17 protein-coding genes are annotated in these 24,372 nt (G+C 41.9%); 16 read left to right on the top strand and 1 reads right to left on the bottom strand.

Annotated elements, in window-relative coordinates; all coding sequences use genetic code 11:
- Positions 1–80 precede the first annotated feature (80 nt).
- The 10 genes from NCY30_RS03410 to NCY30_RS03365 all read left to right on the top strand — a co-directional run bounded on the left by NCY30_RS03410 (position 81) and on the right by NCY30_RS03365 (position 13,844).
- Positions 81–422, top strand: coding sequence for a metal-sensing transcriptional repressor (locus NCY30_RS03410; protein WP_371278613.1), 342 nt, complete (start codon positions 81–83; stop codon positions 420–422).
- A 97-nt stretch (positions 423–519) separates the two neighbouring features.
- Complete coding sequence (locus tag NCY30_RS03405) at positions 520–3,057, top strand: heavy metal translocating P-type ATPase (RefSeq protein WP_250818463.1); 2,538 nt, start codon at positions 520–522, stop codon at positions 3,055–3,057.
- Positions 3,058–3,159: 102 nt separating this feature from the next.
- Positions 3,160–4,647, top strand: coding sequence for a 4-alpha-glucanotransferase (malQ, locus tag NCY30_RS03400; protein ID WP_250818462.1), 1,488 nt, complete (start codon positions 3,160–3,162; stop codon positions 4,645–4,647).
- Between the two features lie 263 nt (positions 4,648–4,910).
- Positions 4,911–6,503, top strand: coding sequence for a response regulator transcription factor (locus tag NCY30_RS03395; protein WP_250818461.1), 1,593 nt, complete (start codon positions 4,911–4,913; stop codon positions 6,501–6,503).
- Positions 6,500–8,278, top strand: coding sequence for a sensor histidine kinase (locus tag NCY30_RS03390; RefSeq protein ID WP_250818460.1), 1,779 nt, complete (start codon positions 6,500–6,502; stop codon positions 8,276–8,278). Before NCY30_RS03395 ends, NCY30_RS03390 begins: the two co-directional genes overlap by 4 nt.
- Entirely contained in the window at positions 8,205–9,548 is a 1,344-nt protein-coding gene (locus NCY30_RS03385) for an ABC transporter substrate-binding protein (protein WP_250818459.1), read from the top strand. The genes NCY30_RS03390 and NCY30_RS03385 overlap by 74 nt, the downstream gene beginning before the upstream one ends.
- A 118-nt stretch (positions 9,549–9,666) precedes the next feature.
- Positions 9,667–10,965: an ABC transporter substrate-binding protein gene (locus NCY30_RS03380; RefSeq protein WP_006427876.1), complete on the top strand. Its 1,299-nt coding sequence runs from the start codon at positions 9,667–9,669 to the stop codon at positions 10,963–10,965.
- A 134-nt stretch (positions 10,966–11,099) separates the two neighbouring features.
- On the top strand, positions 11,100–11,942 hold the full coding sequence (locus tag NCY30_RS03375; protein ID WP_118225499.1) for a carbohydrate ABC transporter permease: 843 nt from the start codon (positions 11,100–11,102) through the stop codon (positions 11,940–11,942).
- Positions 11,942–12,781, top strand: coding sequence for a carbohydrate ABC transporter permease (locus NCY30_RS03370; RefSeq protein ID WP_161159643.1), 840 nt, complete (start codon positions 11,942–11,944; stop codon positions 12,779–12,781). The genes NCY30_RS03375 and NCY30_RS03370 overlap by 1 nt, the downstream gene beginning before the upstream one ends.
- 163 nt (positions 12,782–12,944) lie before the next feature.
- On the top strand, positions 12,945–13,844 hold the full coding sequence (locus tag NCY30_RS03365) for a LysR family transcriptional regulator (protein ID WP_173791527.1): 900 nt from the start codon (positions 12,945–12,947) through the stop codon (positions 13,842–13,844).
- A gap of 135 nt (positions 13,845–13,979) precedes the next feature.
- Here NCY30_RS03365 and NCY30_RS03360 read toward each other — a convergent pair whose 3' ends face one another.
- A complete protein-coding gene (locus NCY30_RS03360; protein ID WP_173791526.1) occupies positions 13,980–16,355 on the bottom strand; it encodes a phosphoketolase family protein in 2,376 nt (791 codons plus the stop codon).
- A 203-nt stretch (positions 16,356–16,558) separates the two neighbouring features.
- On the opposite strand from NCY30_RS03360, the gene NCY30_RS15180 reads away from it, so the two are divergent.
- The 6 genes from NCY30_RS15180 (at position 16,559) to NCY30_RS03330 (ending at position 24,314) form a co-directional block, all read left to right on the top strand.
- Positions 16,559–17,695: a glucose PTS transporter subunit IIA gene (locus NCY30_RS15180; RefSeq protein ID WP_331476448.1), complete on the top strand. Its 1,137-nt coding sequence runs from the start codon at positions 16,559–16,561 to the stop codon at positions 17,693–17,695.
- A 66-nt stretch (positions 17,696–17,761) separates the two neighbouring features.
- Entirely contained in the window at positions 17,762–19,195 is a 1,434-nt protein-coding gene (locus NCY30_RS03350) for a 6-phospho-beta-glucosidase (protein ID WP_250818457.1), read from the top strand.
- Between the two features lie 402 nt (positions 19,196–19,597).
- Positions 19,598–20,761, top strand: coding sequence for a sugar ABC transporter substrate-binding protein (locus tag NCY30_RS03345; protein WP_055282250.1), 1,164 nt, complete (start codon positions 19,598–19,600; stop codon positions 20,759–20,761).
- 101 nt (positions 20,762–20,862) lie between these two features.
- Complete coding sequence (locus NCY30_RS03340; protein ID WP_022415810.1) at positions 20,863–21,813, top strand: ABC transporter permease; 951 nt, start codon at positions 20,863–20,865, stop codon at positions 21,811–21,813.
- 19 nt (positions 21,814–21,832) lie between these two features.
- Complete coding sequence (locus NCY30_RS03335) at positions 21,833–23,332, top strand: sugar ABC transporter ATP-binding protein (RefSeq protein ID WP_006427865.1); 1,500 nt, start codon at positions 21,833–21,835, stop codon at positions 23,330–23,332.
- A 10-nt stretch (positions 23,333–23,342) separates the two neighbouring features.
- Positions 23,343–24,314, top strand: a complete 972-nt coding sequence (locus tag NCY30_RS03330) for an ABC transporter permease (RefSeq protein ID WP_081021001.1) — start codon at positions 23,343–23,345, stop codon at positions 24,312–24,314.
- Positions 24,315–24,372 lie beyond the last annotated feature (58 nt).

Raw genomic sequence — 24,372 nt, 5'->3', positions numbered from 1 at the left:
GAACGCATATATTCCTTGACTTATGTGATAATAAGAGATAAAATACATATACCCCGTAAGGGTATGAATATGAAAGGAGTATGCTTATGGAAGACAAGAATACAGATAATATGGAAAACAAATCAGAAAAAGAATGCTGTTGTCACTCGTCCAAGCATCGTTCGGATAAAGAATACAAGGATCTGATGAATCGTCTGAGCCGGATTGAGGGTCAGGTACGCGGCATCAAAGGAATGCTGGAAAAGGACGCTTATTGTCCGGAGATTCTGGTACAGGTATCAGCGGTGAATGCGGCACTGAACAGCTTTAATAAAGTATTGCTGGCGAATCATATCCGTACCTGTGTGGCAGATGACATCCGGGACGGAAAAGATGAGACGGTTGATGAACTGGTAAAGGTGTTACAGAAGCTGATGCGGTAAGTAAAGTTTATAGATGTATAGTCTGCTCGGAAAGCATTTTCTGAGTTTACTATAAAGGAATAAGAAAAATAATAATGACAGGAGGGAACAGACAACAATGGAACAATATATAGTAACCGGGATGAGCTGTGCAGCCTGTAGCAGCAGAGTCGAAAAAGCAGTTTCGAAAGTGCCGGGTGTAACATCCTGCTCGGTAAGTCTGCTTACCAACTCTATGGGAGTAGAGGGAACTGCAAGTGAACAGGAGATCATTAAGGCAGTCGCAGATGCCGGATACGGAGCATCGAAAAAAGAAGAAGGAGCGGCAAAGACACAGTCGTCATCAGCATCTGCCGGAGAAGATATGTTAAAAGACAGAACGACACCTGCATTAAAGAAGCGTCTGATTGCATCACTTGGATTTCTGATCGTTCTGATGTATTTCTCCATGGGACATATGATGTGGGGCTGGCCGGTTCCGGGATTCATGAAAGACAATCATGTAATGATGGGACTGTTACAGATGCTTCTGACGATTACAGTCATGGTGATCAACCAGAAGTTTTTCATCAGTGGATTCAAAGGACTGATTCACCGGGCACCGAATATGGATACCCTGGTGGCACTTGGATCCGGAGCGTCTTTTGTATACAGTACGTATGCACTGTTTGCAATGACAGATGCGCAGATGCATGGGGATATGGATGCAGTAATGTCTTATATGCATGATTTTTATTTTGAATCAGCAGCTATGATCCTTGCACTGATCACAGTCGGAAAGATGCTGGAGGCAAGATCCAAAGGAAAGACGACCGATGCATTAAAAGGACTAATGAAGCTTGCGCCAAAGACAGCGGTTGTGATCCGTGGAGAAAAAGAAGTTCAGGTATCGATCGAACAGGTACAAAAGGGAGATTGCTTTGTTGTAAAACCGGGAGAGAATATTCCGGTTGACGGAGAAGTCATAGAAGGAAACAGTGCAGTCAATGAATCTGCTCTTACAGGTGAAAGTATTCCGGTAGATAAGGCTGTCGGTGATAAGGTATCAGCCGCAACCGTAAATCAGTCCGGATATCTGAAGTGCTGTGCGACCAGAGTCGGCGAGGATACGACACTTTCGCAGATTATTCAGATGGTAAGTGATGCGGCTGCAACGAAAGCACCGATCGCAAAGATTGCGGACCGTGTATCCGGTGTATTTGTGCCAATGGTTATCACAATTGCAGTGCTCACAATTATTGTATGGTTGATCGCAGGACAGAGTATTGGTTTTGCGTTATCCAGAGGAATTGCGGTGCTGGTGATCAGCTGTCCATGTGCGCTTGGACTTGCAACACCGGTAGCAATTATGGTCGGAAATGGAATGGGTGCCAGAAATGGTATTATGTTCAAGACAGCAGTTTCACTGGAAGAGACTGGAAAGATGCAAATTGTTGCGCTGGATAAGACTGGTACGATCACAAGTGGAGAACCGAAAGTGACAGATATCATTCCGGCAGCGGGAGTGACAGAAGATACCTTATTAAAATGTGCGTATGCACTGGAAAATAAGAGTGAACATCCACTGGCAAGAGCAATCCTTGAAAATGCAAAAGAGGAAAATGCCGGCATCGAAGAAGTTACCGGATTCCAGGCTCTTCCGGGTAACGGCCTGACAGCCATATTGGATGACCATACATTATATGGAGGAAATTATACATTTATCAGCAGTAAGGTATCCGTTGATGGAGATATCCAGAAGAAGGCAGAGAAACTTGCCGAAGCAGGTAAGACACCATTATTCTTTGGAAATGAAGACCGTTTATTAGGTGTAATTGCAGTGGCGGATGTCATCAAAGAAGACAGCCCGCAGGCAATCAAAGAATTACAGAACATGGGAATCCATGTAGTCATGCTGACCGGAGATAACGAACGTACTGCAAAAGCCATCGGACAGCAGGCGGGAGTTGATGAAGTGATTGCAGGCGTACTTCCGGAAAGAAAAGAGCAGGTGATCCGTAAGCTGAAAGAAAAAGGAAAAGTTGCGATGGTCGGGGATGGTATCAACGATGCACCGGCACTTACAAGAGCCGATATGGGTATTGCGATCGGAGCCGGAACGGATGTTGCGATCGATGCGGCAGATGTTGTTCTGATGAAGAGCCGGTTAAGTGATGTGCCGGCAGCAATCCGCATGAGCCGTGCGACACTCCGTAATATTCATGAGAATCTGTTCTGGGCATTCTTCTATAATATTATCGGAATCCCGCTTGCGGCTGGTGTGTGGTATCCGTTGTTTGGGTGGAAATTAAATCCGATGTTCGGTGCGGCAGCCATGAGTTTATCAAGCTTCTGCGTAGTATCGAACGCATTGAGATTGAATCTTTTTAAGATGTATGATGCATCAAAAGATAAAAAATTAAAAGGCAAAAAAGAAAAAAAGAGATCCAAGAAGGAGGACAAGACAATGAAAAAAATAATGCATATTGAGGGAATGATGTGTGGACACTGTGAGGCAGCCGTAAAGAAAGCACTGGAAGCACTTCCACAGGTAGATGAAGCGGTTGTAAGCCATGAGGCAGGAACAGCAGAGCTGACATTAAATGCAGAGATCGCAGATGATGTGCTGAAGAAGACAGTAGAAGACAAGGATTATACGGTGACATCTGTGGAATAATCTATGATTTCTTATATACAGAGTATACTTTTTATTTGAAGCATCCAAAGAACACTGCTATACTTAATTATAAGTATCATAACGAGGAAGGAACGAAAGTTAATGAGAAAGAGTGGAATGTTAATGCCGGTCTCTGCACTTCCGGGGGCATATGGAATCGGATGTTTTTCGAAAGAAGCGTATGAATTTGTAGATATATTAAAAGAAGCAGGACAGAAATTGTGGCAGATCCTGCCGCTTGGACAGACAGGATACGGTGATTCACCGTATCAGTCTTTTTCAACATTTGCGGGAAACCCGTATTTTATCGATCTGGAGACGCTGATCGAGGATGAACTTCTGACGAAAGAAGAGTGTGACCAGGCAGATTTCGGAGAGAATGAAGAAGAAATCGATTATGAAAAAATATATAATGCAAGATTTAAAGTATTAAAGCTTGCATATAAAAGAGCCCAAAAGAACGGATTGATGGAAAGTAAGGCGTACCGTACTTATCTGGAAGAAGAAAAAGCATGGCTTGCGGATTATGCATTGTATATGGCAGTGAAAGATTCATTTGACGGAAAAAGCTGGGATCAGTGGGAGGAAGACATCAGGCTGCGTAAGCCGGAAGCAATTGCGGCATATCAGGAACAATTAAGTGCAGAGATTGATTTTTATGAATTTCTGCAGTATCTGTTTGCCGGACAGTGGGCCGGACTGAAAACATATGCCAATGAACAAGGCATTGAGATTATCGGGGATATCCCGATTTATGTAGCATTTGACAGTGCAGATACCTGGGCGAATCCGAAGCTGTTCCAGTTAGATGAAGAGAATCTGCCGGTTGCGGTAGCGGGATGTCCACCGGATGCATTTTCGGCAACCGGGCAGTTGTGGGGGAATCCATTGTATGCATGGGATTACCATAAGAAGACAGGCTATGACTGGTGGATGAAGCGGGTGGCCTGCTGCTTTAAATTGTATGACATCATCCGTATCGATCATTTCCGTGGGTTTGATGAATATTATGCAATCCCGTATGGAGATGAGACGGCAGAGAATGGTGAATGGATGCCGGGACCGGGCATGGATCTGTTCCGTACGATGAAAGAAACATTAGGTGACCTTCCGATCATTGCGGAAGATCTGGGATTCCTGACGGATACGGTGAGACAATTGTTAAAAGACAGTGGTTATCCGGGAATGAAAGTACTGGAATTCGCATTTGTGGCAGGAGAGGACAGTGATTATCTTCCACATAATTATGATAAAAACTGTGTAGTTTATACGGGAACCCACGATAACGATACCCTTCAGGGATGGTATCAGACACTTTCCGAAGAAGATAAAGAGATGACAAAAGAATATCTGAATAATCCATACACTCCGGATGAAGAAGTACACTGGGATTTCATAAGTCTGGCGATGAGAAGTGTGGCAGATACGTGTATCATTCCGGTACAGGATTATCTGGGACTTGGTAATAAGGCAAGAATTAATATGCCATCTACACTCGGCGGTAACTGGATGTGGAGAATGAAAAAAGGCGCATTTACAGATGAACTGATCAAGAAGATCAGAAAAACGACAGAAGTCTGCGCAAGATAAACATAACAGGAAACAAAAAGAAAACACAATATTCAAACGAAGGATTCACTGAGAAGGGAATGGAAACGTTTTGGATATTGTGTTTTTCTTTTTGTTTTGTATATGCCAAAACCTCTGATTTTTCATAAAAGTATAATTTTTGACATAAAAAGTATGATTTTTTGCATAACAGATATGATTTTTGGTAAAGAAAAAGTATAAAAAATTATAGAATGAGACTGTAATATGTTAAGATGGTATTAATAAAAGGTATGAGGTGTACTATGGGGTTGTTAAAACTGGTGATCGTAGATGATGAGCCGATCCTGCTGGAGGGTCTGGTAAAGACGTATGACTGGAACGGTATGGGATATGAGGTGGTTGGTTTTGCGCAGAGCGGAGAGCAGGCGTTAAAGGTAATACGCGAAAAAAAACCACACGTAGTGCTGACAGACATCAGGATGAAACAGATTTCCGGACTTATGGTAATGGAAGAAATCAAGAAAGAGAACCCGGAATGTCAGTTCGTGGTATTAAGTGCATACAGGGATTTCGAATATGCGAAGAAGGCATGTGATCTGGGGGCATTCGCATATCTTCTGAAGCCGATTGAAGATGAAAAATTACAGGCGACGATGACAGATGTCGGTAAAATCTGTGAAGATCAGATCCGAAATGAGGAGAAGTATGACCGCTGGGAAAGACTTCTGAAAAAGGACGGAGATGGATTTTTGCAGGTTGTCGTGCAAAAATATGTCCAGAACCGGCTGCCGGAAGAAAAAGTAGATGAAGTCTTCCATACGCTGCAGGATGTCATGAAGGAAGGAGACCGGTTTATTACAGTATATGCAGATCTTGATCTGGCCTATAAGATTACCAATGAACTGGAATATGAAGCCTCGAGATTTTCCATGGTCAGAATGATTGAAGAAAAGATCGCAGAGAGATTCACATACTGGAAATTCGAAAGTGAAGAAGGACATCGTACATTTATTATAAAGACGCAGGAGAACACAGCGGTACATGAATTGAAAGAACTGCTGGAAGAGGTAAAAAAAGAAGAGAACAGCCTGGTTATTGCAGCAATATCCAAACCATATAAAGGGATCCGCGGAATCAGAAGAAGTTTCGAAGAAGCGCAGAGATTATTCGCTGTTACAAATGCATCCGGAGCGGGAGTATTTACAATCCCGGAGACTGTTGAAGAAAAAGAGGAAAGCCCATATCCGGCGGAGGCAGAGATGATGGTGGTCAACAGCGTGCGGAAGAACGACGCCGTACAGTTAAAGCAGGCATTTGTACATTTTATTTACCAACTGCCACACAGAGAAGAACTGCAATGCCAGTATATGCACAAAATCATGGTAAAGACAGAATTCATGTTAAAAGACAGTTACGGGATGGACGAATCACTGAATCAGCAATTTGAAAATTATTATTCGAATATGAGAAACTTAAAGGCGGCAAAAGCGGTGGATGTCTGTTATAAGATTCTGGGAACTGCTATTGAAAAAAGACTGGAAAATGCAGAGAAGAAAGAGAATAAAGGATCAAAAGAATACATTGCAGCGGCTGTGGCATATATAGATGAACATCTGGATAATGAAGATCTTTCGATTGTATCAGTGGCGACACATGTATATCTGAATCCGGTATATTTTGGACGGGTATTCAAGAATACCTTTCATATGACATTCAAACAATATCTGTTGCAGCGTAGAATGGAGCTGGCAAAGAGACTGCTGGAAGACGGAAGAACCAGCATCGGTAATATCTGCGAGCAGGTCGGAATCAGTAATCCATCCTATTTTTCACATTTGTTTAAAGAATATACAGGACAGCTTCCGAGAGATTACAAAAGGGAATATGAAGTATGAAAAAAAGTAAAATGTCAGGAATCCAGAAAAAGTATCTGAAGTATATGTGTACGCTTCTGATACTGGCACTGGTTCTTTCCAGCATCTGTGTATGGACTTATGTCAGACGGAATATGACAGATGTGATTGTGGATAAGTATGAATTCATGAATGAGAAGATGGGGATAGCCCTGGATAATCTCTACCGGAAGACGGATGCCGTGACAGCAGAGATCATCCTGGAAAATGATGTGCAGAAGAGTCTGAAGAATAAAGAACTGCAGGAAGTAGAGAAGAATGCACTGAGCAAATATTTTGCATATATAGATCTGAATCATGTCGCTGATTATTGCTACATTGATAATAAAAGAAATGTTTACGAAAAATCCTATTCCCAGATTGGTTATTCGGATTTTCAAAGCAGCGGTCTGCGTGAGAAAATGGGGGATGAGTATGCGAAGACGCAGTGGATCTGGACCCGGGATTACCTGTTTGGTACGGGGGATGAAGCATTGTTTATCGGAAGATATGTGAATAGTATGGATTACGCACACGAACCTGGAATCGTGTATCTGAAGATGAATCAACAGTTTCTGGAAAGTGTTATGGATAAAGACAGGAAGATTGCAAAAGATGTTGCAGTGGGAATCATAAGTCCGGAAGGAAAGACTTGCATCCGGCAGGAACCGGAAGATCTCAGTATCGAAAAAAGGACAATGGAGAAGATTACGGAACTGACCAGAACGAAAAAATCCGGTGTGATCGTGCGGGGAAAAAAGATAGAAGGCGGGATTTTACAGGCATACCGGCAGGAAGAGACAGGGATGGTGATCTTTACACTGGTGCCGGATATGGTATTGAATCAGGGAATGACGCAGATATTGATCGTATTACTCACTATCTATGCGGTGATCGCAGTGCTGGCGTTTGTATTAAGTCTTTATGCATCACAGACATTTACCCGGCCGATCAGACAGATCAGTGATGCCATGACAAGTTTTGATGGAAATGATTTTACACATACCATTCAGATCCATACGGACACAGAACTGGATAAGATCGGGCATGCCTATAACGAGATGTTAAAGAATATCGAAGAGTTCCAGAACGAGGTCAAGAATCAGCAGAAAGAACTAAGAATTAGTGAGATGAATACGCTGATCAGCCAGATCAATCCGCATTTTCTCTATAATACCCTGGATACCATCTATATGCTGGCGCGGATCAACGGGGAAGAGAAGACGATGAAGATGATACAGGCACTGTCAAAGTATCTGCGTCTGTCACTGAGCAAAGGACGTGAGATTGTGACAGTAGAAGACGAGCTGGAAAATGTAAAAAGTTATATGGAGATCCAGCAGATCCGCAATGAGAATCTGTTCCGTTATGAGATCGAATGTGGAGAAGAACTGAAAACAAGGTGGATATTAAAGCTGATCTTACAGCCAATTGTGGAAAATGCAGTCAAATATGGATTTTGTGATATCTTCGAAGGCGGTCTGATAAGGATCAGTGTCACTGAACAGGCAGGACAGCTTACATTCAGTGTCTATAATAACGGAACTCCGATGGAAGAGCAGATGGCGGAGAAGTTAAACGGACTGTCAGAGATACCGGTGTCAAAAATGAAAGACAGTTTTGAAGACAAAAAACATGGTTATGGTGTGATAAATATTATTACGCGACTGCGGTTAAAGTATGGGGAGGATGTGAGATTTTTCTATGAATCGGATACAAATGGAACCGTCTGTGTTATCCAGATCCCGGATGATGGGAAAGAAAACAGTGAACAGTAGACGGATTATGGCAGCAGTGATGGTGATCGCCATGCTGACAGCACTGACCGGCTGTGCGGGAAAAGAGAATACACAGACCAGAAAAAAGAATAAAGTAGTAGAGATTCCAATGATCCTTACCGTAGATTCCAGTACTGGTAATAAGAATGAAGAGGAAGTGGTGGAGCGGTTTAACAGGGCATATAAAGGAAAGTATCATATAGATGTGGACTGGGTGATGGAGACGGAGGAAGAATACCGGAAGAATCTGAAACGTATGAATGTGACAGATGAATTACCGGCTATTATCACTGATCTGCGTATGCTTCCATCTTTCTATCAGATGATGATCAAGAAAGGCAGGATTGAGGACCTGACACCTTACATTAACGAAGATCAGGAATGGAAGGATATGATCGAACCGTCAGTAATGGAATCGGTCCGGGAAGAGGATGGAAAGATTTATCTGGGTCCGGTCAGTACGGCGGCATTCGCCTGTTCAGGGGTTTTCTGGAACCGGGAGTTATTTGAACAGGCAGGAATCAGCAGATTTCCTGAGACATGGGAGGAGTTCTGGGAATGTTGTGAGAAACTGAAAGCAGCAGGGATCACGCCGCTTGCCCTGCATACGGAAGGGACGGCATGGGCCGCAATGCTGCTTGCAACAGCAGAAGTAGCAGGAAGTGAAGAAGGTGCGGCATTCATGAAGCAATTATATCCGGATACCTATCAGAATGAACCGGGGCTGGAGATAGCCGGTACATTAAAAAAATTATTTCAATATACGACCCAGGATGCATTACATAATGATTTTGACGTAGCTCATGATAATTTCGTGGCAGGAAATGCAGCGATGATACCTAATGGTTACTGGATGATTGATCAGATTCCGGAGGAAATGCAGAAAAAAGTATGTTTTTCTACATTTCCGGAAAATAAACTGATAGGCTCACCGGAGACATTCGGCTGGGCAGTTGTATCAACTTATAGTGAAAAGGTGAAAAAAGGAGCAGTTGAGTTCCTCAAATTCAGAACGAAATTGAATAAAGAACAGAAAGAAGAATTGCTGAACAGCAGGACAAGACAGGAAGGAACGCTGTTGGATGATTATCTGAAGGCTTATACGGGAAATCCACAGATTGTACCGAATTATCAGGTGAAGTGGAATTCACTGCTGCAGGAGGATGTACTGGGAGAATGTCTGGCGGAACTGGCACAGGGAAAGATAACGGAGCAGGAATTCACGCAGGCAGAAGACGAAAGCATCCGGCAGTTTGAAGAAGAACAATAGATATGTTTTTTTGTATATCAGGTTGTTTTATTGATACAGGGTTTGAGCGCATTTCTGTTAATATAATGACAACAAGAGAAACGAAGGTTTCAAAAAAGAAAGGCGAGGGAAATGAATTATGAAAATGCGTAAAGTTGTATCAGCAATGCTGGTAGCAGCCATGGCAACAGGAATGGTTGCAGGATGTGGAAGCTCTTCTGACAGCAAGTCAGACAAGAAAGACGCAAAAGGAAAAGTATACTACTTAAACTTCAAACCAGAACAGGATGAGCAGTGGCAGGATCTGGCAAAAGAGTATACAAAAGAAACAGGAGTGGATGTAACAGTACTTACAGCAGCATCCGGAGAATACGAAAAGACATTAAAATCTGAGATGGCTAAGAGCAATGCTCCGACACTGTTCCAGGTAAACGGACCGGTTGGACTTGCAAGCTGGAAAGATTACTGCTACGATCTGAAAGATTCTGATGTTGCAAAACAGCTGACAAGTGATGATTTCGCACTGATGGACGGCGACAAGATGTCAGGAATCGCATACGTAATAGAAAGCTACGGAATCATTTACAACAAAGAACTGTTAAAGAAAGCAGGATACTCAGCTGATGATATCACTAACTTTGACAGCTTCAAGAAAGTTGTAGAAGATATCACAGCAAATAAGGACAAACTTGGATTCTCAGCATTTACATCCGCTGGTATGGACGGATCATCTGACTGGAGATTCAAAACTCATCTGGCAAACCTTCCAATCTACTATGAATACAAAGATGAAGGAATCGATAACACAGATGCTATCAAAGGAACATACCTTGATAACTACCGTCAGATCTGGGATCTCTATATCAACAACGCTACCTGCAAACCAACAGAGCTTTCTACAAAGACAGCTGACGATGCAACAGCAGATTTCGTAACAGGTGATGCAGTATTCTACCAGAATGGTACATGGGAATATAACAACATCAAAGACGTCGGAGATGACAATCTTGGAATCCTTCCAATCTACATCGGTGTAGAAGGCGAAGAAGATCAGGGAATCTGTACAGGTACAGAGAACTACTGGTGTGTAAACTCTAAAGCATCTGAAGACGACATTCAGGCAACACTTGATTTCATGAACTGGTGTGTAACATCTGATGATGGTGTAAAGGCAATGTGCAAAGACATGGGATTCACAATTCCATTTAAGAAGAACCTGAAATCAGACAACGTACTTGTTAACGAAGCAAACAAATATACAGAAGACGGAAAGACTCCTGTATCTTGGAACTTCTCAACAATGCCATCAGAAGAGTGGAAGAACGGAGTGGGTTCTGCACTGACAAGTTACGCAGCAGATCCGACAGATGCAAACTGGGCAAAAGTTACAACAGCATTCGTTGACGGATGGGCAAAAGAAGCTGCAGCAGCAAAATAAAAATAAAAATGTAACAATCAAAATAGTTATATGAAGTGAGTAGTGGCGGGCGGTTGCAAGAAACACCCGCCGCTTTTATGAAAAAGTGCAGGGAAATGAAGCGGAGATTCTCTGCATGGAAGGAGGAATTTATTATGGAAAAATCCATCAAACGTTATATGCCGATTTTCGTGCTTCCAACGTTTTTTGCATTTATTCTTGGCTTTATCGTTCCTTTTATTATGGGAATCTGGCTTTCATTTTGTAAATTTACAACCGTAACAGACGCGAAATTCGTAGGATTTTCAAATTACATAGAAGCACTGAAAGATACGGCATTCCGTCATTCATTCTGGTATACCGTACTGTTCGCGATTGCATCTCTTCTGATCATTAACATCATAGCATTTGCACTTGCAATGGCACTGACAAAAGAAATGCATGGAACAAATGTCTTCCGTACGATCTTCTTCATGCCGAACCTGATCGGTGGTATCGTACTTGGATATATCTGGCAGCTGATCTTTAACGGAGTTCTTTCCAGATATGGTACCGCACTTGCTCTGAATGAGTGGTATGGCTTCTGGGGACTGATCATTCTGGTCAGCTGGCAGCAGATTGGTTATATGATGATCATCTATATTGCGGGCCTTCAGTCCATTCCTGGTGATGTCATTGAAGCAGCAGAGATTGACGGAGCAAATAAGATCCAAACATTATTCAAGGTAACAATCCCGATGATGATGCCATCGATCACGATCTGTATGTTCCTGTCAATTACAAACGGATTCAAGTTATTCGATCAGAACCTGTCCCTGACAGCCGGTGAACCGTCTAAGATGTCTGAGATGATGGCGTTAAACATCTTCAATACGTTCTACGGACGTACCGGATGGGAAGGAGTCGGACAGGCGAAGGCAGTCATCTTCTTTGCAATCGTAGTTGTGATCGGTATGATCCAGTTACGTGCAACACGTTCTAAGGAGGTACAGCAGTAATGAAGAAAAAAACAAGTAAATTAAGCTGGTTTGGAACAGGTGCATTTGCGATCATCGGTATTGTATATATCATGCCGATCCTGATCGTGCTGATCAACTCATTTAAAAATAAAGTATTTATCAACAAAGAACCATTCAAACTTCCGACAAAGCAGACATGGGTAGGAATCGATAACTTCCTGTCCGCAATTGACAAATATGAACTGCTGGGTGCAGTCGGCTGGACTGTATTTATCACAGTTGGTTCCGTACTTGTGATCCTTGTATGTACTTCTATGTGTGCATGGTATATTACAAGAGTAAACAGTAAGTTTACAAAACTGTTATATTTACTCTGTGTATTTTCCATGGTTGTTCCGTTCCAGATGGTTATGTTCACCTTATCGCTGGTAGCTGACCGTACCGGTCTTCGTACACCTTGGGGAATCATCATCATTTACCTCGGATTTGGTGCAGGTCTTGCAGTATTCATGTTCTGCGGATTTGTAAAATCCATTCCACTGGAAATTGAAGAAGCGGCAATGATCGACGGATGTACACCACTTCGAACCTTTTTCTCTGTTGTACTTCCGATCATGAAGCCGACATACATTTCCGTAGGAATTCTGGAGACGATGTGGATCTGGAACGACTTCCTGCTTCCATACCTGGTACTGGATCTGAATAAGTATAAGACAATCTCAATTGCGATCCAGTATATGAAGGGAAGTTATGGACGTGTAGATATGGGTGCTGTTATGGCAGCGCTGATCCTTGCGGTAATTCCGGTAGTTATCTTCTATCTGGCTTGTCAGAAGCATATTATCAAAGGTGTTGCAGCCGGAGCTGTAAAAGGTTAATAAGGACAAAAAAGAGATTTGGCATTTGGATATGTCAGATCTCTTTTGGAATATGTAAAAGTATATAAGAAAAGTTGACAGCGGTGGAGAATGAAGATATCACTTGACATTTTTCACTTATTTTTTAAAATATAGTGAGAGATGAAGAGGAGTAGTTTTTATTATGAATTCAAATTTTGAATATTACAAAATATTTTATTATGTAGCAAAATATGAAAATCTTACCAAGGCGGCAACGGTACTGAAGACCAGCCAGCCGGCAGTCACGCGTACCATACACAAACTGGAAAATGAACTTGGCTGCCGCTTATTTACGAGGAGTAAGACCGGAATGCAGCTAACTCCGGAAGGCCGGACATTTTATGGATATGTAGCGGCAGGATGTGCCCAGTTTTTCAAAGGAGAGAATGATCTGAGTAATCTGATCTCGCTGGAGAACGGAACGATCTATATCAGCGCTACGGAGACGGCACTTCACTGTTATCTTTTTCAGGCAATGGAAGAATTCAACAGCCTGTATCCGAATGTGAGGTTTAAGATTCTGAATAACAGTACGACAGAGTCTGTGAATGCAGTAAAAGAAGGAAAAGTAGACCTTGCATTTGTATCGGCGAACCTTCAGGTAGCAAAACCTCTTCGGATGAAGATTCTGAGAAAATATCATGATATCCTGATCAGTGGAAACAGATTTGGAGAATTAAAGGATGATGGGAAAGAGGTTTCACTTAAGGAACTGGTGTCCTATCCGTGGATCAGTCTGACTGCAGAGACGATTACCAGACGTTTTCTAAATGAATATTTTGAAAAGAACAGTCTGACATTTACACCGGATATGGAGCTTGCAACGACGGATATGATACTTCCGGCGGTAAGGCACAATCTGGGACTTGGTTTCATCCCGGCGGAATTTGCAGATTCGGAACTTAAGTCCGGACAGGTATTTGAGATCAAAGTGAAAGAAAAGCTGCCGGAACGTAATATTATACTGATCTACGACGTGGAATATCCGCAAAGTATCGCGGCAAAAGAATTTCAGAAATTTCTGAAAGAAAAAGAAATGTAAAAACCCGGAAGCTTACATAAATTCGGATGATCAATAATGATCAGATAAAAGATAAAGGTATCGAATTGGAGTAAAATATTGTAAGCTTCCGGGCTTTTATTATATTAAAACAAACTAATCAATAGAGGACTTTTTTTATTTATGCCACTCCCAGTTACGGATCTCTTCAAGATCCTGTCCGTATTCGGCAATGTACTGTTTGTGCTCAACCAGCTTGTCGTTCATCTTCTGGATCAGGAATGATCCCTTGTTGCCAAGCTGTGGCAAGTGCATGATAGCATCTTTTACCAGGTTGAAACGGTCGATCTGGTTCTGTACACGCATATCGAATGGTGTAGTGATCGTTCCTTCTTCCTGATATCCATGAACGGAAATATTGTGGTTGTTACGTTCGTATGTAAGTTCATGGATCAGTGTCGGATATCCGTGGAATGCGAAGATGATCGGTTTATCTTTTGTAAAGATTGCATCATATTCTGCATCACTTAATCCGTGTGGATGTTTGTGATCTGATTCCATCTTGAACAGGTCAACAACGTTAACAACACGAATCTTGAGTTCTGGCATTTCATCACGAAGAATTGTAACAGCAGCCATTGTTTCAAGAGTTGGTGTGTCACCGCAGCAAGCCATAACAACATCTGGTTCTTCACCACAGTCGTTACTTGCCCAATCCCAGATACCGATACCCTGTGTACAGTGCTTAACAGCCTGTTCCATAGATAACCACTGGCAGCTTGGGTGTTTTGAAGCTACGATAGCGTTGACATAGTTCTTGCTCTTGATACAGTGATCGAAGCAAGAGAGTAAGCAGTTAGCATCCGGTGGGAGATACATGCGGACAACATCTGCTTTTTTATTAGCGATGTGATCCAGGAATCCTGGGTCCTGATGTGTAAATCCGTTGTGATCCTGCTGCCATACATTTGATGTCAGGATGAAGTTAAGAGAAGCAATTGGCTGTCTCCATGAAAGCTGGTTACATACTTTTAACCATTTTGCATGCTGAGCTGCCATAGAGTCAACGATACGGATGAATGCTTCGTAACTTGCGAAGAATCCGTGACGTCCTGTTAACAGATAACCTTCCAGCCATCCTTCACACATATGCTCACTTAACATACCATCCATGATACGTCCGTTTCTTGCAAGACAATCGTCTGTATCAAGAAGTCCGGCATTCCAGTCACGGTTCTGTGTTTCAAATACTTTGTATAAACGGTTAGACATACTTTCGTCAGGTCCGAAGATACGGAAGTTCTTGTTCTCTTCGTTTAATTCGAAGATGTCACGGATATATCCGCCAAGTTCGATCATATCCTGAGCCTTTGTCTTACCTGGTTCAACTTCGATTCCATAAGAACGGAAATCAGGAAGTCTTAAGTCTTTTAATAATAATCCACCATTTGCATGTGGGTTAGCTCCGAGACGGGCATCTCCCTTAGGTGCAAGTTCTGCAAGTTCTGGGATCAGGCGTCCGTTTTCGTCGAAGAGTTCTTCCGGATGATAGCTTTCCAGCCACTCTTTTAAGAGTTCCAGATGTTCTGGACTTTCCATTGTAAGTGGTACCTGATGTGCACGGAAAGATCCTTCAATCTGCTGACCGTCTACAACCTTTGGTCCAGTCCATCCCTTTGGTGTACGCAGAACGATCATTGGCCATACCGGACGCTCTGGATCATTGTTCTCACGTGCATTTTTCTGGATTGCTTTGATCTCTTCGATAACAGTATCCATTGTTTCTGCCATCTTCTTGTGCATTGTCATCGGATCGTCGCCTTCTACGAAGTAAGGTTTCCATCCACATCCTTTGAAGAAGTTCTCAACTTCCTCGTGGGAAATACGAGAGAAGATAGTAGGGTTACTGATCTTATATCCATTTAAATGAAGAATTGGAAGTACAGCACCGTCTGTAACTGGGTTCAGGAACTTGTTAGACTGCCATGAAGTAGCTAACGGTCCGGTCTCAGCTTCACCGTCACCGACAACAACTGTTGCGATCAGATCCGGGTTGTCGAATACAGCACCGAATGCATGAGCGATAGAGTATCCAAGCTCTCCACCTTCGTTGATAGATCCTGGTGTCTCTGGTGCACAGTGACTCGGAACTCCACATGGGAATGAGAACTGCTTGAACATCTTCTTCATACCTTCTTCATCCTGGCTGATGTTCGGATATACTTCGCTGTAAGAACCTTCCAGATATGTATTGGCAATTAAGAAGTTTCCGCCATGTCCAGGACCTGATAATAAGATCATATCCAGATCATAACGTTTGATCTCACGGTTGCAGTGTACATAGATAAAGTTCTGTCCTGGGACAGTTCCCCAGTGCCCAACGATTTTCTTCTTGATCTGATCCATTGTAAGTGGTTCTTTTAATAATGGATTGTCAAGAAGGTATAACTGACCGGCTGACAGATAGTTGGCAGCACGCCAGTAGGCATTCATCTTTTCAAGCATTTCCTGGGATAACGGCTGTTTCTCAAGACATGTTTTTGTGTCTTCCATATTCATACCTCTTTCTTAAAAATAATTTTTTGTGTTATTTTTTTAACCATTTGTAGAATAACACAATGAAAAGTATGCGTAAAATAGCAATTATGCATTGCAAATATAAGTTTTTGGTATGGATGGAGGAAAATGTACGAGAATGTGAAGTGAAGGCAGGCAATTCTTGAAGAAAGAGGAAAAACAAGGTATACTTTCACTATATAAAAAAGAAACTTCCGGATGCAGCCAAGCCGCTTTTGACACCACTGATCTGTTTTGTGATCATGGTTCCGGCCACAATCATAGTAATCGGACCGGCATCTGCGATTACAGCAAATGCAATTGCAAATGGCTACAATGCATTGGTAGCTTTCGCACCGGCACTTGCGGGAGCAATCATCGGTGGATTATGGCAGATAGTTGTTATCTTTGGCGTGCACTGGGGAATTACACCGGTCGTACTTGCCAACTTTGATATGAATGGATGTGATACATTCCAGGCATTCCAGACGATCGCTGTTGTCGCACAGGTGGCTGCAGCATTCGGAGTATTTATCAAATCAAGAAATAAAGAGTTTAAAGGTGTGGCACTTTCAGCCGGAGTGACAGGAATCTTCGGTATTACAGAGCCTACGATCTATGGTGTAACATTAAGACTTAAGAAGCCATTTATCTGCGGATGCGCAGGAGGGGCAATCGGAGCAGTTGTACTGAGCTTCTTCCATTCTGCATATTATGCATATGCCGGACTTCCAGGACTGCTTACGATTGTCAATGCAATCAGTAAAGATGCACCGATGTCGTTCATTGGTGAAGCACTGGCATGTGTGATTGCTTCTGTGATCACGATTGTGGCAATTCAGATTGTTGGATTCGATGATCCGGTGGATAAAGCAGAAGAAAAAGAAGAAAAAGAAATCGAAAGCCCACTGGCAGGAACAGTCATTCCGTTGAGCGAAGTACACGATGAGGTATTCGCAAGTGAGATGATGGGAAAAGGATGTGCGGTCATTCCGGAAGAGGGAAAGGTTTACGCACCGTTTGATGGTAAAGTTGTCGGATTGTTAGACAGCCATCATGCAGTTGGAATGGAAAGTACAGACGGAGTAGAAGTTCTGATCCATGTCGGTATGGATACTGTAAAACTGAATGGAAGATGCTTTACCATTCATGTAGAAGAAGGTGAGCAGGTGAAAAAAGGACAGCTTCTTCTGGAATTTGACATTCCGGGAATCAAAGAAGCCGGATATGAAGTGACTACACCGATTATTATTACAAACAGTGACGAATTCAATGATGTAGAGACGAAGGCAGAAGGAAAGGTAACTGTCGGAACGAAGCTTCTTGAATTATCTTAAAAATATAGAAAAAAGAGTGCGGAAATCTTTTCAAAGATTTCCGCATAAAGTGCAGGAGGAAGAATTATGGCATTATCAGATACATTTTTATGGGGCGGTGCGGTAGCTGCCAACCAGTTAGAAGGCGGATGGAACGAAGGCGGAAAAGGTCGGAGTGTCATTGATGTTATGACTGGCGGAAGCGCAACAAAGATGCGTGAGATTACAGACGGAGTAGTAGAAGGAAAGTATTATCCGAACCATGAGGCGGTAGATTTCTATCATGAATACAAAGGGGACATTGCCCTGATGGCAGAGATGGGATTCAAGTGTTTCAGGACAAGTATTGCATGGACGCGTATTTTCCCAAACGGTGACGAAACTGAGCCGAATGAAGAAGGTCTTAAATTTTATGATGATATGTTCGATGAATTATTAAAATATGGTATCGAACCGGTCATCACATTAAGCCACTTTGAGATGCCGTATCATCTGGCAAAGGAATATGGCGGATGGATCAACCGTAAGGTGATAGATTTCTTTGTACGTTATGCAGTAACCGTTATGGAACGTTATAAAGATAAGGTAAAATACTGGATGACATTCAATGAGATCAATAACCAGAGCAATACATCGGCAGACATCTTTGGATGGACGGATTCAGGAGTCCGTTTCTCGGAATATGATAATAAGAAGAAAGCCATGTATCAGGCAGCACATCACGAACTGGTGGCAAGTGCACTGGTGGTGAAGAAAGGCCATGAGATCAATCCGGACTTCCAGATCGGATGTATGTGTTCATTCGTACCGTTTTATCCTTATTCCTGCAACCCGGATGATGTTATGATCGCAACAGAGTGTATGCATGAAAGATATTATTTTTCAGATGTACATATCCGCGGTCATTATTCCGCATTTGCAAAGAAAGAATGGGAAAGAGAAGATACAAAACCAGTGATGGAGCCGGGAGATGAAGAGATTCTGGCAGAAGGTAAATGTGACTACCTGGGATTTAGCTATTATATGACCAATGCAGTAAAAGCGGATGTCAAGAAGGATACAGCAGAATCGCTGGACGGAAGTTCTCCAAATTCAATTGCTAATCCATATGTAAAGGCAAGTGACTGGGGCTGGCAGATCGATCCGGTGGGGCTGCGTTATGCACTGGTTACTTTATATGAACGTTATGAAGTACCTCTATTTATAGTAGAAAATGGCTTCGGAGCAATTGATATCCTGAAAGAAGATCATACTTGTGATGACGATTACCGTATTGCATATCTGAAAGAACATATTACAGAGATGAAGAAAGCAGTAGAGATAGATGGTGTGGATCTGATGGGATATACTCCATGGGGATGTATCGATCTGGTATCATTTACAACAGGTGAATTAAAGAAGCGTTACGGGTTCATCTATGTTGATAAAAATGATGACGGAACCGGAAGTGGAAAGAGATATAAGAAGAAATCCTTTGGCTGGTATCAGAATGTGATTCGGACAAATGGAGAAGAACTGTAATTGCTTCTAATTTAATAGTGCAGGAATCCCAAACAGGCTGATATTTTATATTAACATGTATAAAATATCAGCCTGTTTGCTATTTATAAGATTAAATACAACTTAGGTTGCTGTTTTGTAAAAATAATACAAGTGAGTACAAAATAAAAGTTGTATTGTACTATAAAGAAAGTACGAAAGAAATGAAGAAAAATGCACAAAAAATTCATTCTTTGTTCATAATTATTGAAACCAAGACTGTCAAAACGCACAAAAAACGGTTTTGACAGATGAAAACACCATGAAAAGCGCTATGAGACAGTACAACTTTGTTGAAAAAAATGGTTGTATTTTATTGCAAAACGATACCAGTTAAGTATATAATCTAATCATCAAATAAATACAGAAAACGGAGGAAACATTATGAAGAGAGTTCTCAAAAAAGTAACAGCAGCTCTTTTGGCAGCAACAATGGTAGTTGGACTTGCTGCATGCGGAAACGGTGGAAGTTCTGATGACAAGAGCAGCAAGAGCAGTAAATCAGGAAAGGTTAAAATCGGAGTTTCTATCTGGTCTTCAACAGACGTTCTTGGATCACAGTGTAAGAAGATGCTGGATGCAGCAGCTAAAGCACTGGATGTAGAAGTACAGTATGTTGACCAGGGACATGTATCTGAGAAAGTTACAGCTTCTGTAGAGCAGTTAGCAGCAGCAGGATGCCAGGGAATCATCATCTGTAACTCATCTGATACAGAGATGACATCAGCAATCAAGACATGTAATGATAATAAAGTATATCTTGCACAGTTCTTCCGTGTAATCAGCAAAAAAGACAGTGCAGATATCTACAAAGCAGCAAAAGATTCCGCTTACTACATCGGAGCAGTTCATGAAGATGAACCTGAAAACGGTGCAGAACTTGTTAAGATTCTTCTTGACAAAGGTGATCGTAACATCGGTCTGATCGGCTGGGAGCAGGGAGATGCTACTTGGCTCGGAAGATGGGAAGGTTACAAAGCCGGAGTTGAAAAATGGAACAAAGAAAACCCAGACGACAAAGCAAAAATTTCTGAGCCACAGTACGCTGGTACAACTTCAGAAGGTGGATCAAAAGCTGCTGAAGCTTTAATGGCAGCAGATCCTAAGCTTGATGCATTGATCCCAGCTGGTGGTGGTGGAGATCCACTTCAGGGAGCAATCGCAGCAGTTGAACGAGCAGGAAAGACTCAGGACATCGATATCGTTTCTACAGACTTCCTTCCAGACCTTGGAGAAAGACTTCAGAACGGATCAATGGCCGGTGAATCCGGTGGACATTTCTGTGACCCACTGATCGCATTCATGATGGTTTACAATGCAGTAAAAGGTAACTACAAAGACTTCGCTGGTAAATTCGAAGATGTTCCATTCCCATACTTGTATGTATCATCAGCAGAAGACTATGCAGCATACGAGAAATATTTCGTAGATCAGCTTCCATACACAGACGATGAATTAGTAGCTATGTCTAAAGAAAGTATGAAAGAGCTGAAAGCTACTGCAGCAAGCGTATCTATCGCTGATGCAGAGAGCCGTGCCGCTAAATAAGACGGACACAAGATAACAGAAAATAATTTGGGGAGGGTGACGTCGCAAGAAAGGCGATGCCACCTTCTCTTTTAAAAAGATAATAAGAAGAGGTAGATAATATGGGCACTACTAAAAAACTCTCAGGAAAGACAATGGGGTATGTAATCCTGATCGGTCTTGTGATTGTTTCCTGGGTAATCTTTAAAATATTGACACCACATAACTTCGGCTCATTTTCCAATATGCTCAATTACTTTCAGGCCAGTCTGATTGCCACTGTAGGTGCGGTTGGTTTCTATTTCGTAATGGTAATGGGAATGTTCGATTTCTCTATTGGTGCAAACATCATGCTTTCCGCAATCGTTGGTTGCGTATTGGCAACAAAATTTAATTTAGGATATTTCGGACTGATCGTCGGAGGTATTCTTACAGGTACAATCGTTGGTTTATTAAACGGAATTTTCTATGTGAAATTAAGAATTCCATCTATGATCGTTACAACAGGTTTGGCACTTATCTATGAGTCGCTGGCAAACTACATGGCAGGTGGTGTAGAACAGACACTTCCGGCACACTTAAGAGCATTCGGACGTATGCCATGGGATATCATCCTTGCATTGGTAGCATGCGTTGTTGCTTACATATTCTTAAACTACACTAAAATCGGAACTTATACTTATGCGATCGGAAGTGACGAGTTCGTTGCTAAGAACATGGGTATTAATGTTAATAAATACAAGGTACTTGCATTCATCTTAAGTGGTGCGTTCCTTGGAGTAATGGCAATTCTGACAATCAGTTATGGTTCTTCAATGGTAGCGGTTACCGGTATGGCATCTATGAGCCGAAACTTCGTACCGACAATGGGATGCTTCTTCGGTCTGGCATTTAAGAAATATGGTATGCCGCTGCAGGCTATTATCATCGGTGAATTCGTAATCAATATTATTTTCTTCGGTTTCATCGCACTTGGTGCTCCTACAGCGATCCAGGACGTTATTACAGGATTTGCACTGCTGATTATCGTTACTCTGACAACAAAGGTTACAAAAGGCGAGATTGTCAAGTAATAGAAGGAGGAAGACAGCAATGAGTGAAGTGAGATTACAGGTAAAACATGTTTCTAAAAACTTCGGTATCACGAAGGCGTTGAAAGATGTGTCATTTAATATCAATAAAGGTGAGGTTCACGCACTGATCGGTGAAAATGGATCCGGTAAATCAACAATGACAAATATGTTGACAGGAATCTATACACTGGAAAGTGGACAGTTCATTCTGGATGGAAAAGAAGTTCATCCGAAGAACCAGGTAGAAGCAAATGAAGAAGGTATTTCTATCATCGTACAGGAACTTGGAACTCTTTCCGGACTGACGGTAGCAGAGAATATCTTCCTTGGACATGAAGATCAGTTCGTTCATCTGGGGATCAAGAATACCGCAGCAATGAACAAAAAAGCAAATGAGCTTTTACAATCCTATGGATTTGATAAGATCAAAGCAGGAGATATGATTGATGATTATAATTTCGAAGACCGTAAACTGGTTGAGATCGTAAAAGCTACATATTTTAATCCTAAGATCGTCGTTGTCGATGAGACGACAACTGCTCTTTCGCAGGAAGGACGTGAAGAACTGTATAAACAGATGAATCGTGTTCGTGACAATGGAAATACGGTTATCTTTATTTCCCATGACCTTCCGGAAATTCTCGACAAATCCGATACAATCACAATCCTCCGGGATGGTGTATATATCGATACGGTCAAGAGTGCAGATGTGAACGAAGATGATCTGAAGAAGCTGATGGTTGGACGTGAGGTAACAGGTGATTACTATCGTTCAGACTATGGTGAAAAAGTATCAGATGAAGTTGTATTATCCGTAAAGAATGTTACAGTTCCAGGACTGATCGAAGATATCAGCTTTGATTTACACAAAGGAGAGATCCTTGGATTCGGTGGTCTGTCAGAATCAGGTATGCATGAGATCGGTAAAGCAATCTTCGGTGCATCTTATGACAGAGAAGGTGAAGTTGTTCTGGCTGACGGAACACACATCAACGATATTCCTACAGCAATTAAGCACAGCATTGCTTATACATCCAAAGACCGTGACAATGAGTCGGTTGTGCTGAATCAGAGTATCGGTGACAATATCTGCTTACCATCATTAGATGAACTTGCTAATAAAGCACATATATTAAGCGATAAGAAACGTAGAGAGTTTGCCGATAAATATGCAAAACAGATGTCTGTAAAGATGAATGATGTAAACCAGTTCGTTTCAAATCTGTCCGGTGGTAACAAACAGAAAGTTGTTCTTGCAAGATGGATCGGAAAAGATTCTGATATCGTTGTTCTGGACAGTCCTACCCGAGGAATCGATATTAAGGTAAAACAGGACATCTATCAGTTGATGAACCAGATGAGAAAGAACGGTAAATCCATCATCATGATCTCAGAAGAGTTGATGGAGCTGATTGGTATGAGTGATCGTATCATTATTATGAAAGATGGAAAAATCAGTGGAGAACTTGAACGTAATCAGAACCTGGATGAAAATGGTCTGATTTCGATGATGGTATAAGGAGGCAACTATGGGAAGTCAAGTAAGTGCAAAAACAAACGATAAGGAGCAGCAGCTTAAGAAAGCGTCTAAGATGGCGATGGTTCGTGCGCTCCTGCCAATCGTAGGATTGGTTGTTATTTTCCTGCTGTTCAATGTCCTGACAGATTTCCGTATGATGGGAAATATGTCACTGGCATTCTCGCAGGTATATGTTACAATGATTGCAGCTATGGGCGTATTCTTCATTATGACGATGGGCGGCCTGGACTTTTCTCAGGGATCTATCCTTGGAATTGCTTCAATCGTTGTATGTATTCTTTCAAAACATGGAATTGCAATTGCAATTCTTGGTGGTATTGCATCAGGTGCGATCATCGGTGCGATCAACGGATTCTTCTATGTATACCGTAAGATCAAATCATTCATTGTTACAATTTGTACCATGTTCTTATTCCGTGGATTTATCAAATATATGACAACGAATGCACCTGTATCAGGTTCTGCAACATTGATCAATTATGACAGTACAGGATTCAAAGTGGCTTGTACAGTAGTTGTTCTGGTTATTGGATTTATCGCATTCCGTTATACAAAATTCGGAACATATTTAAAAGCGATCGGAGCCGGTGAAAAAGCAGCAATGTTCTCAGGAATCCGCACAGACAGAATGAAATTCCTCATGTATGTACTGGCAGGTGCACTGACAGGATTTGCAGCGTTTATCAACGTTATCAAGGTCGGATCTGTTACATCTTCCGGTGGTAACCAGTTAGAGACACAGATTCTGATCGCACTGGTATTAGGTGGTATGCCGATTTCCGGTGGAGCAAAAGTAAGATTTGAAAATATCGTTGTCGGATCTCTTCTTTACGTTGTACTGAACAGTGGACTGACAATGATGGGATTCTCAACACAGATGATGCAGCTGATCCAGGGAGTTGTATTCCTGATCTTCGTAGCAGTATTCGCAGACCGTGAATCACTTACGGTTATCAAATAATAAAATTATTTATTCATTACGGGCAAAGGCATTCTTTGATGTTTTTGCCCGTAATTGG

The sequence above is a fragment of the Dorea sp. MB18-49 genome (assembly GCF_023669465.1).
Taxonomy (GTDB): Bacteria; Bacillota; Clostridia; order Lachnospirales; family Lachnospiraceae; genus Dorea_A; species Dorea_A longicatena.
Note: the sequence above shows the minus strand (reverse complement) of the source record. Positions and strands in the feature narration are given on the sequence as shown.

What these genes read in the sequence shown, in the direction of transcription:
- NCY30_RS03350 (WP_250818457.1), top strand. Translation starts at nt 17,762, where the DNA reads ATGGCATTATCAGATACATTTTTATGGGGCGGTGCGGTAGCTGCCAAC.
- NCY30_RS03370 (WP_161159643.1), top strand. Translation starts at nt 11,942, where the DNA reads ATGAAGAAAAAAACAAGTAAATTAAGCTGGTTTGGAACAGGTGCATTT.
- NCY30_RS03335 (WP_006427865.1), top strand. Translation starts at nt 21,833, where the DNA reads ATGAGTGAAGTGAGATTACAGGTAAAACATGTTTCTAAAAACTTCGGT.
- NCY30_RS03380 (WP_006427876.1), top strand. Translation starts at nt 9,667, where the DNA reads ATGAAAATGCGTAAAGTTGTATCAGCAATGCTGGTAGCAGCCATGGCA.
- NCY30_RS03330 (WP_081021001.1), top strand. Translation starts at nt 23,343, where the DNA reads ATGGGAAGTCAAGTAAGTGCAAAAACAAACGATAAGGAGCAGCAGCTT.
- NCY30_RS03365 (WP_173791527.1), top strand. Translation starts at nt 12,945, where the DNA reads ATGAATTCAAATTTTGAATATTACAAAATATTTTATTATGTAGCAAAA.
- NCY30_RS03385 (WP_250818459.1), top strand. Translation starts at nt 8,205, where the DNA reads ATGAATCGGATACAAATGGAACCGTCTGTGTTATCCAGATCCCGGATG.
- NCY30_RS03390 (WP_250818460.1), top strand. Translation starts at nt 6,500, where the DNA reads ATGAAAAAAAGTAAAATGTCAGGAATCCAGAAAAAGTATCTGAAGTAT.
- malQ (WP_250818462.1), top strand. Translation starts at nt 3,160, where the DNA reads ATGAGAAAGAGTGGAATGTTAATGCCGGTCTCTGCACTTCCGGGGGCA.
- NCY30_RS03345 (WP_055282250.1), top strand. Translation starts at nt 19,598, where the DNA reads ATGAAGAGAGTTCTCAAAAAAGTAACAGCAGCTCTTTTGGCAGCAACA.
- NCY30_RS03340 (WP_022415810.1), top strand. Translation starts at nt 20,863, where the DNA reads ATGGGCACTACTAAAAAACTCTCAGGAAAGACAATGGGGTATGTAATC.
- NCY30_RS03360 (WP_173791526.1), bottom strand. Translation starts at nt 16,355, where the DNA reads ATGGAAGACACAAAAACATGTCTTGAGAAACAGCCGTTATCCCAGGAA.
- NCY30_RS03405 (WP_250818463.1), top strand. Translation starts at nt 520, where the DNA reads ATGGAACAATATATAGTAACCGGGATGAGCTGTGCAGCCTGTAGCAGC.
- NCY30_RS03410 (WP_371278613.1), top strand. Translation starts at nt 81, where the DNA reads ATGCTTATGGAAGACAAGAATACAGATAATATGGAAAACAAATCAGAA.
- NCY30_RS03395 (WP_250818461.1), top strand. Translation starts at nt 4,911, where the DNA reads ATGGGGTTGTTAAAACTGGTGATCGTAGATGATGAGCCGATCCTGCTG.
- NCY30_RS03375 (WP_118225499.1), top strand. Translation starts at nt 11,100, where the DNA reads ATGGAAAAATCCATCAAACGTTATATGCCGATTTTCGTGCTTCCAACG.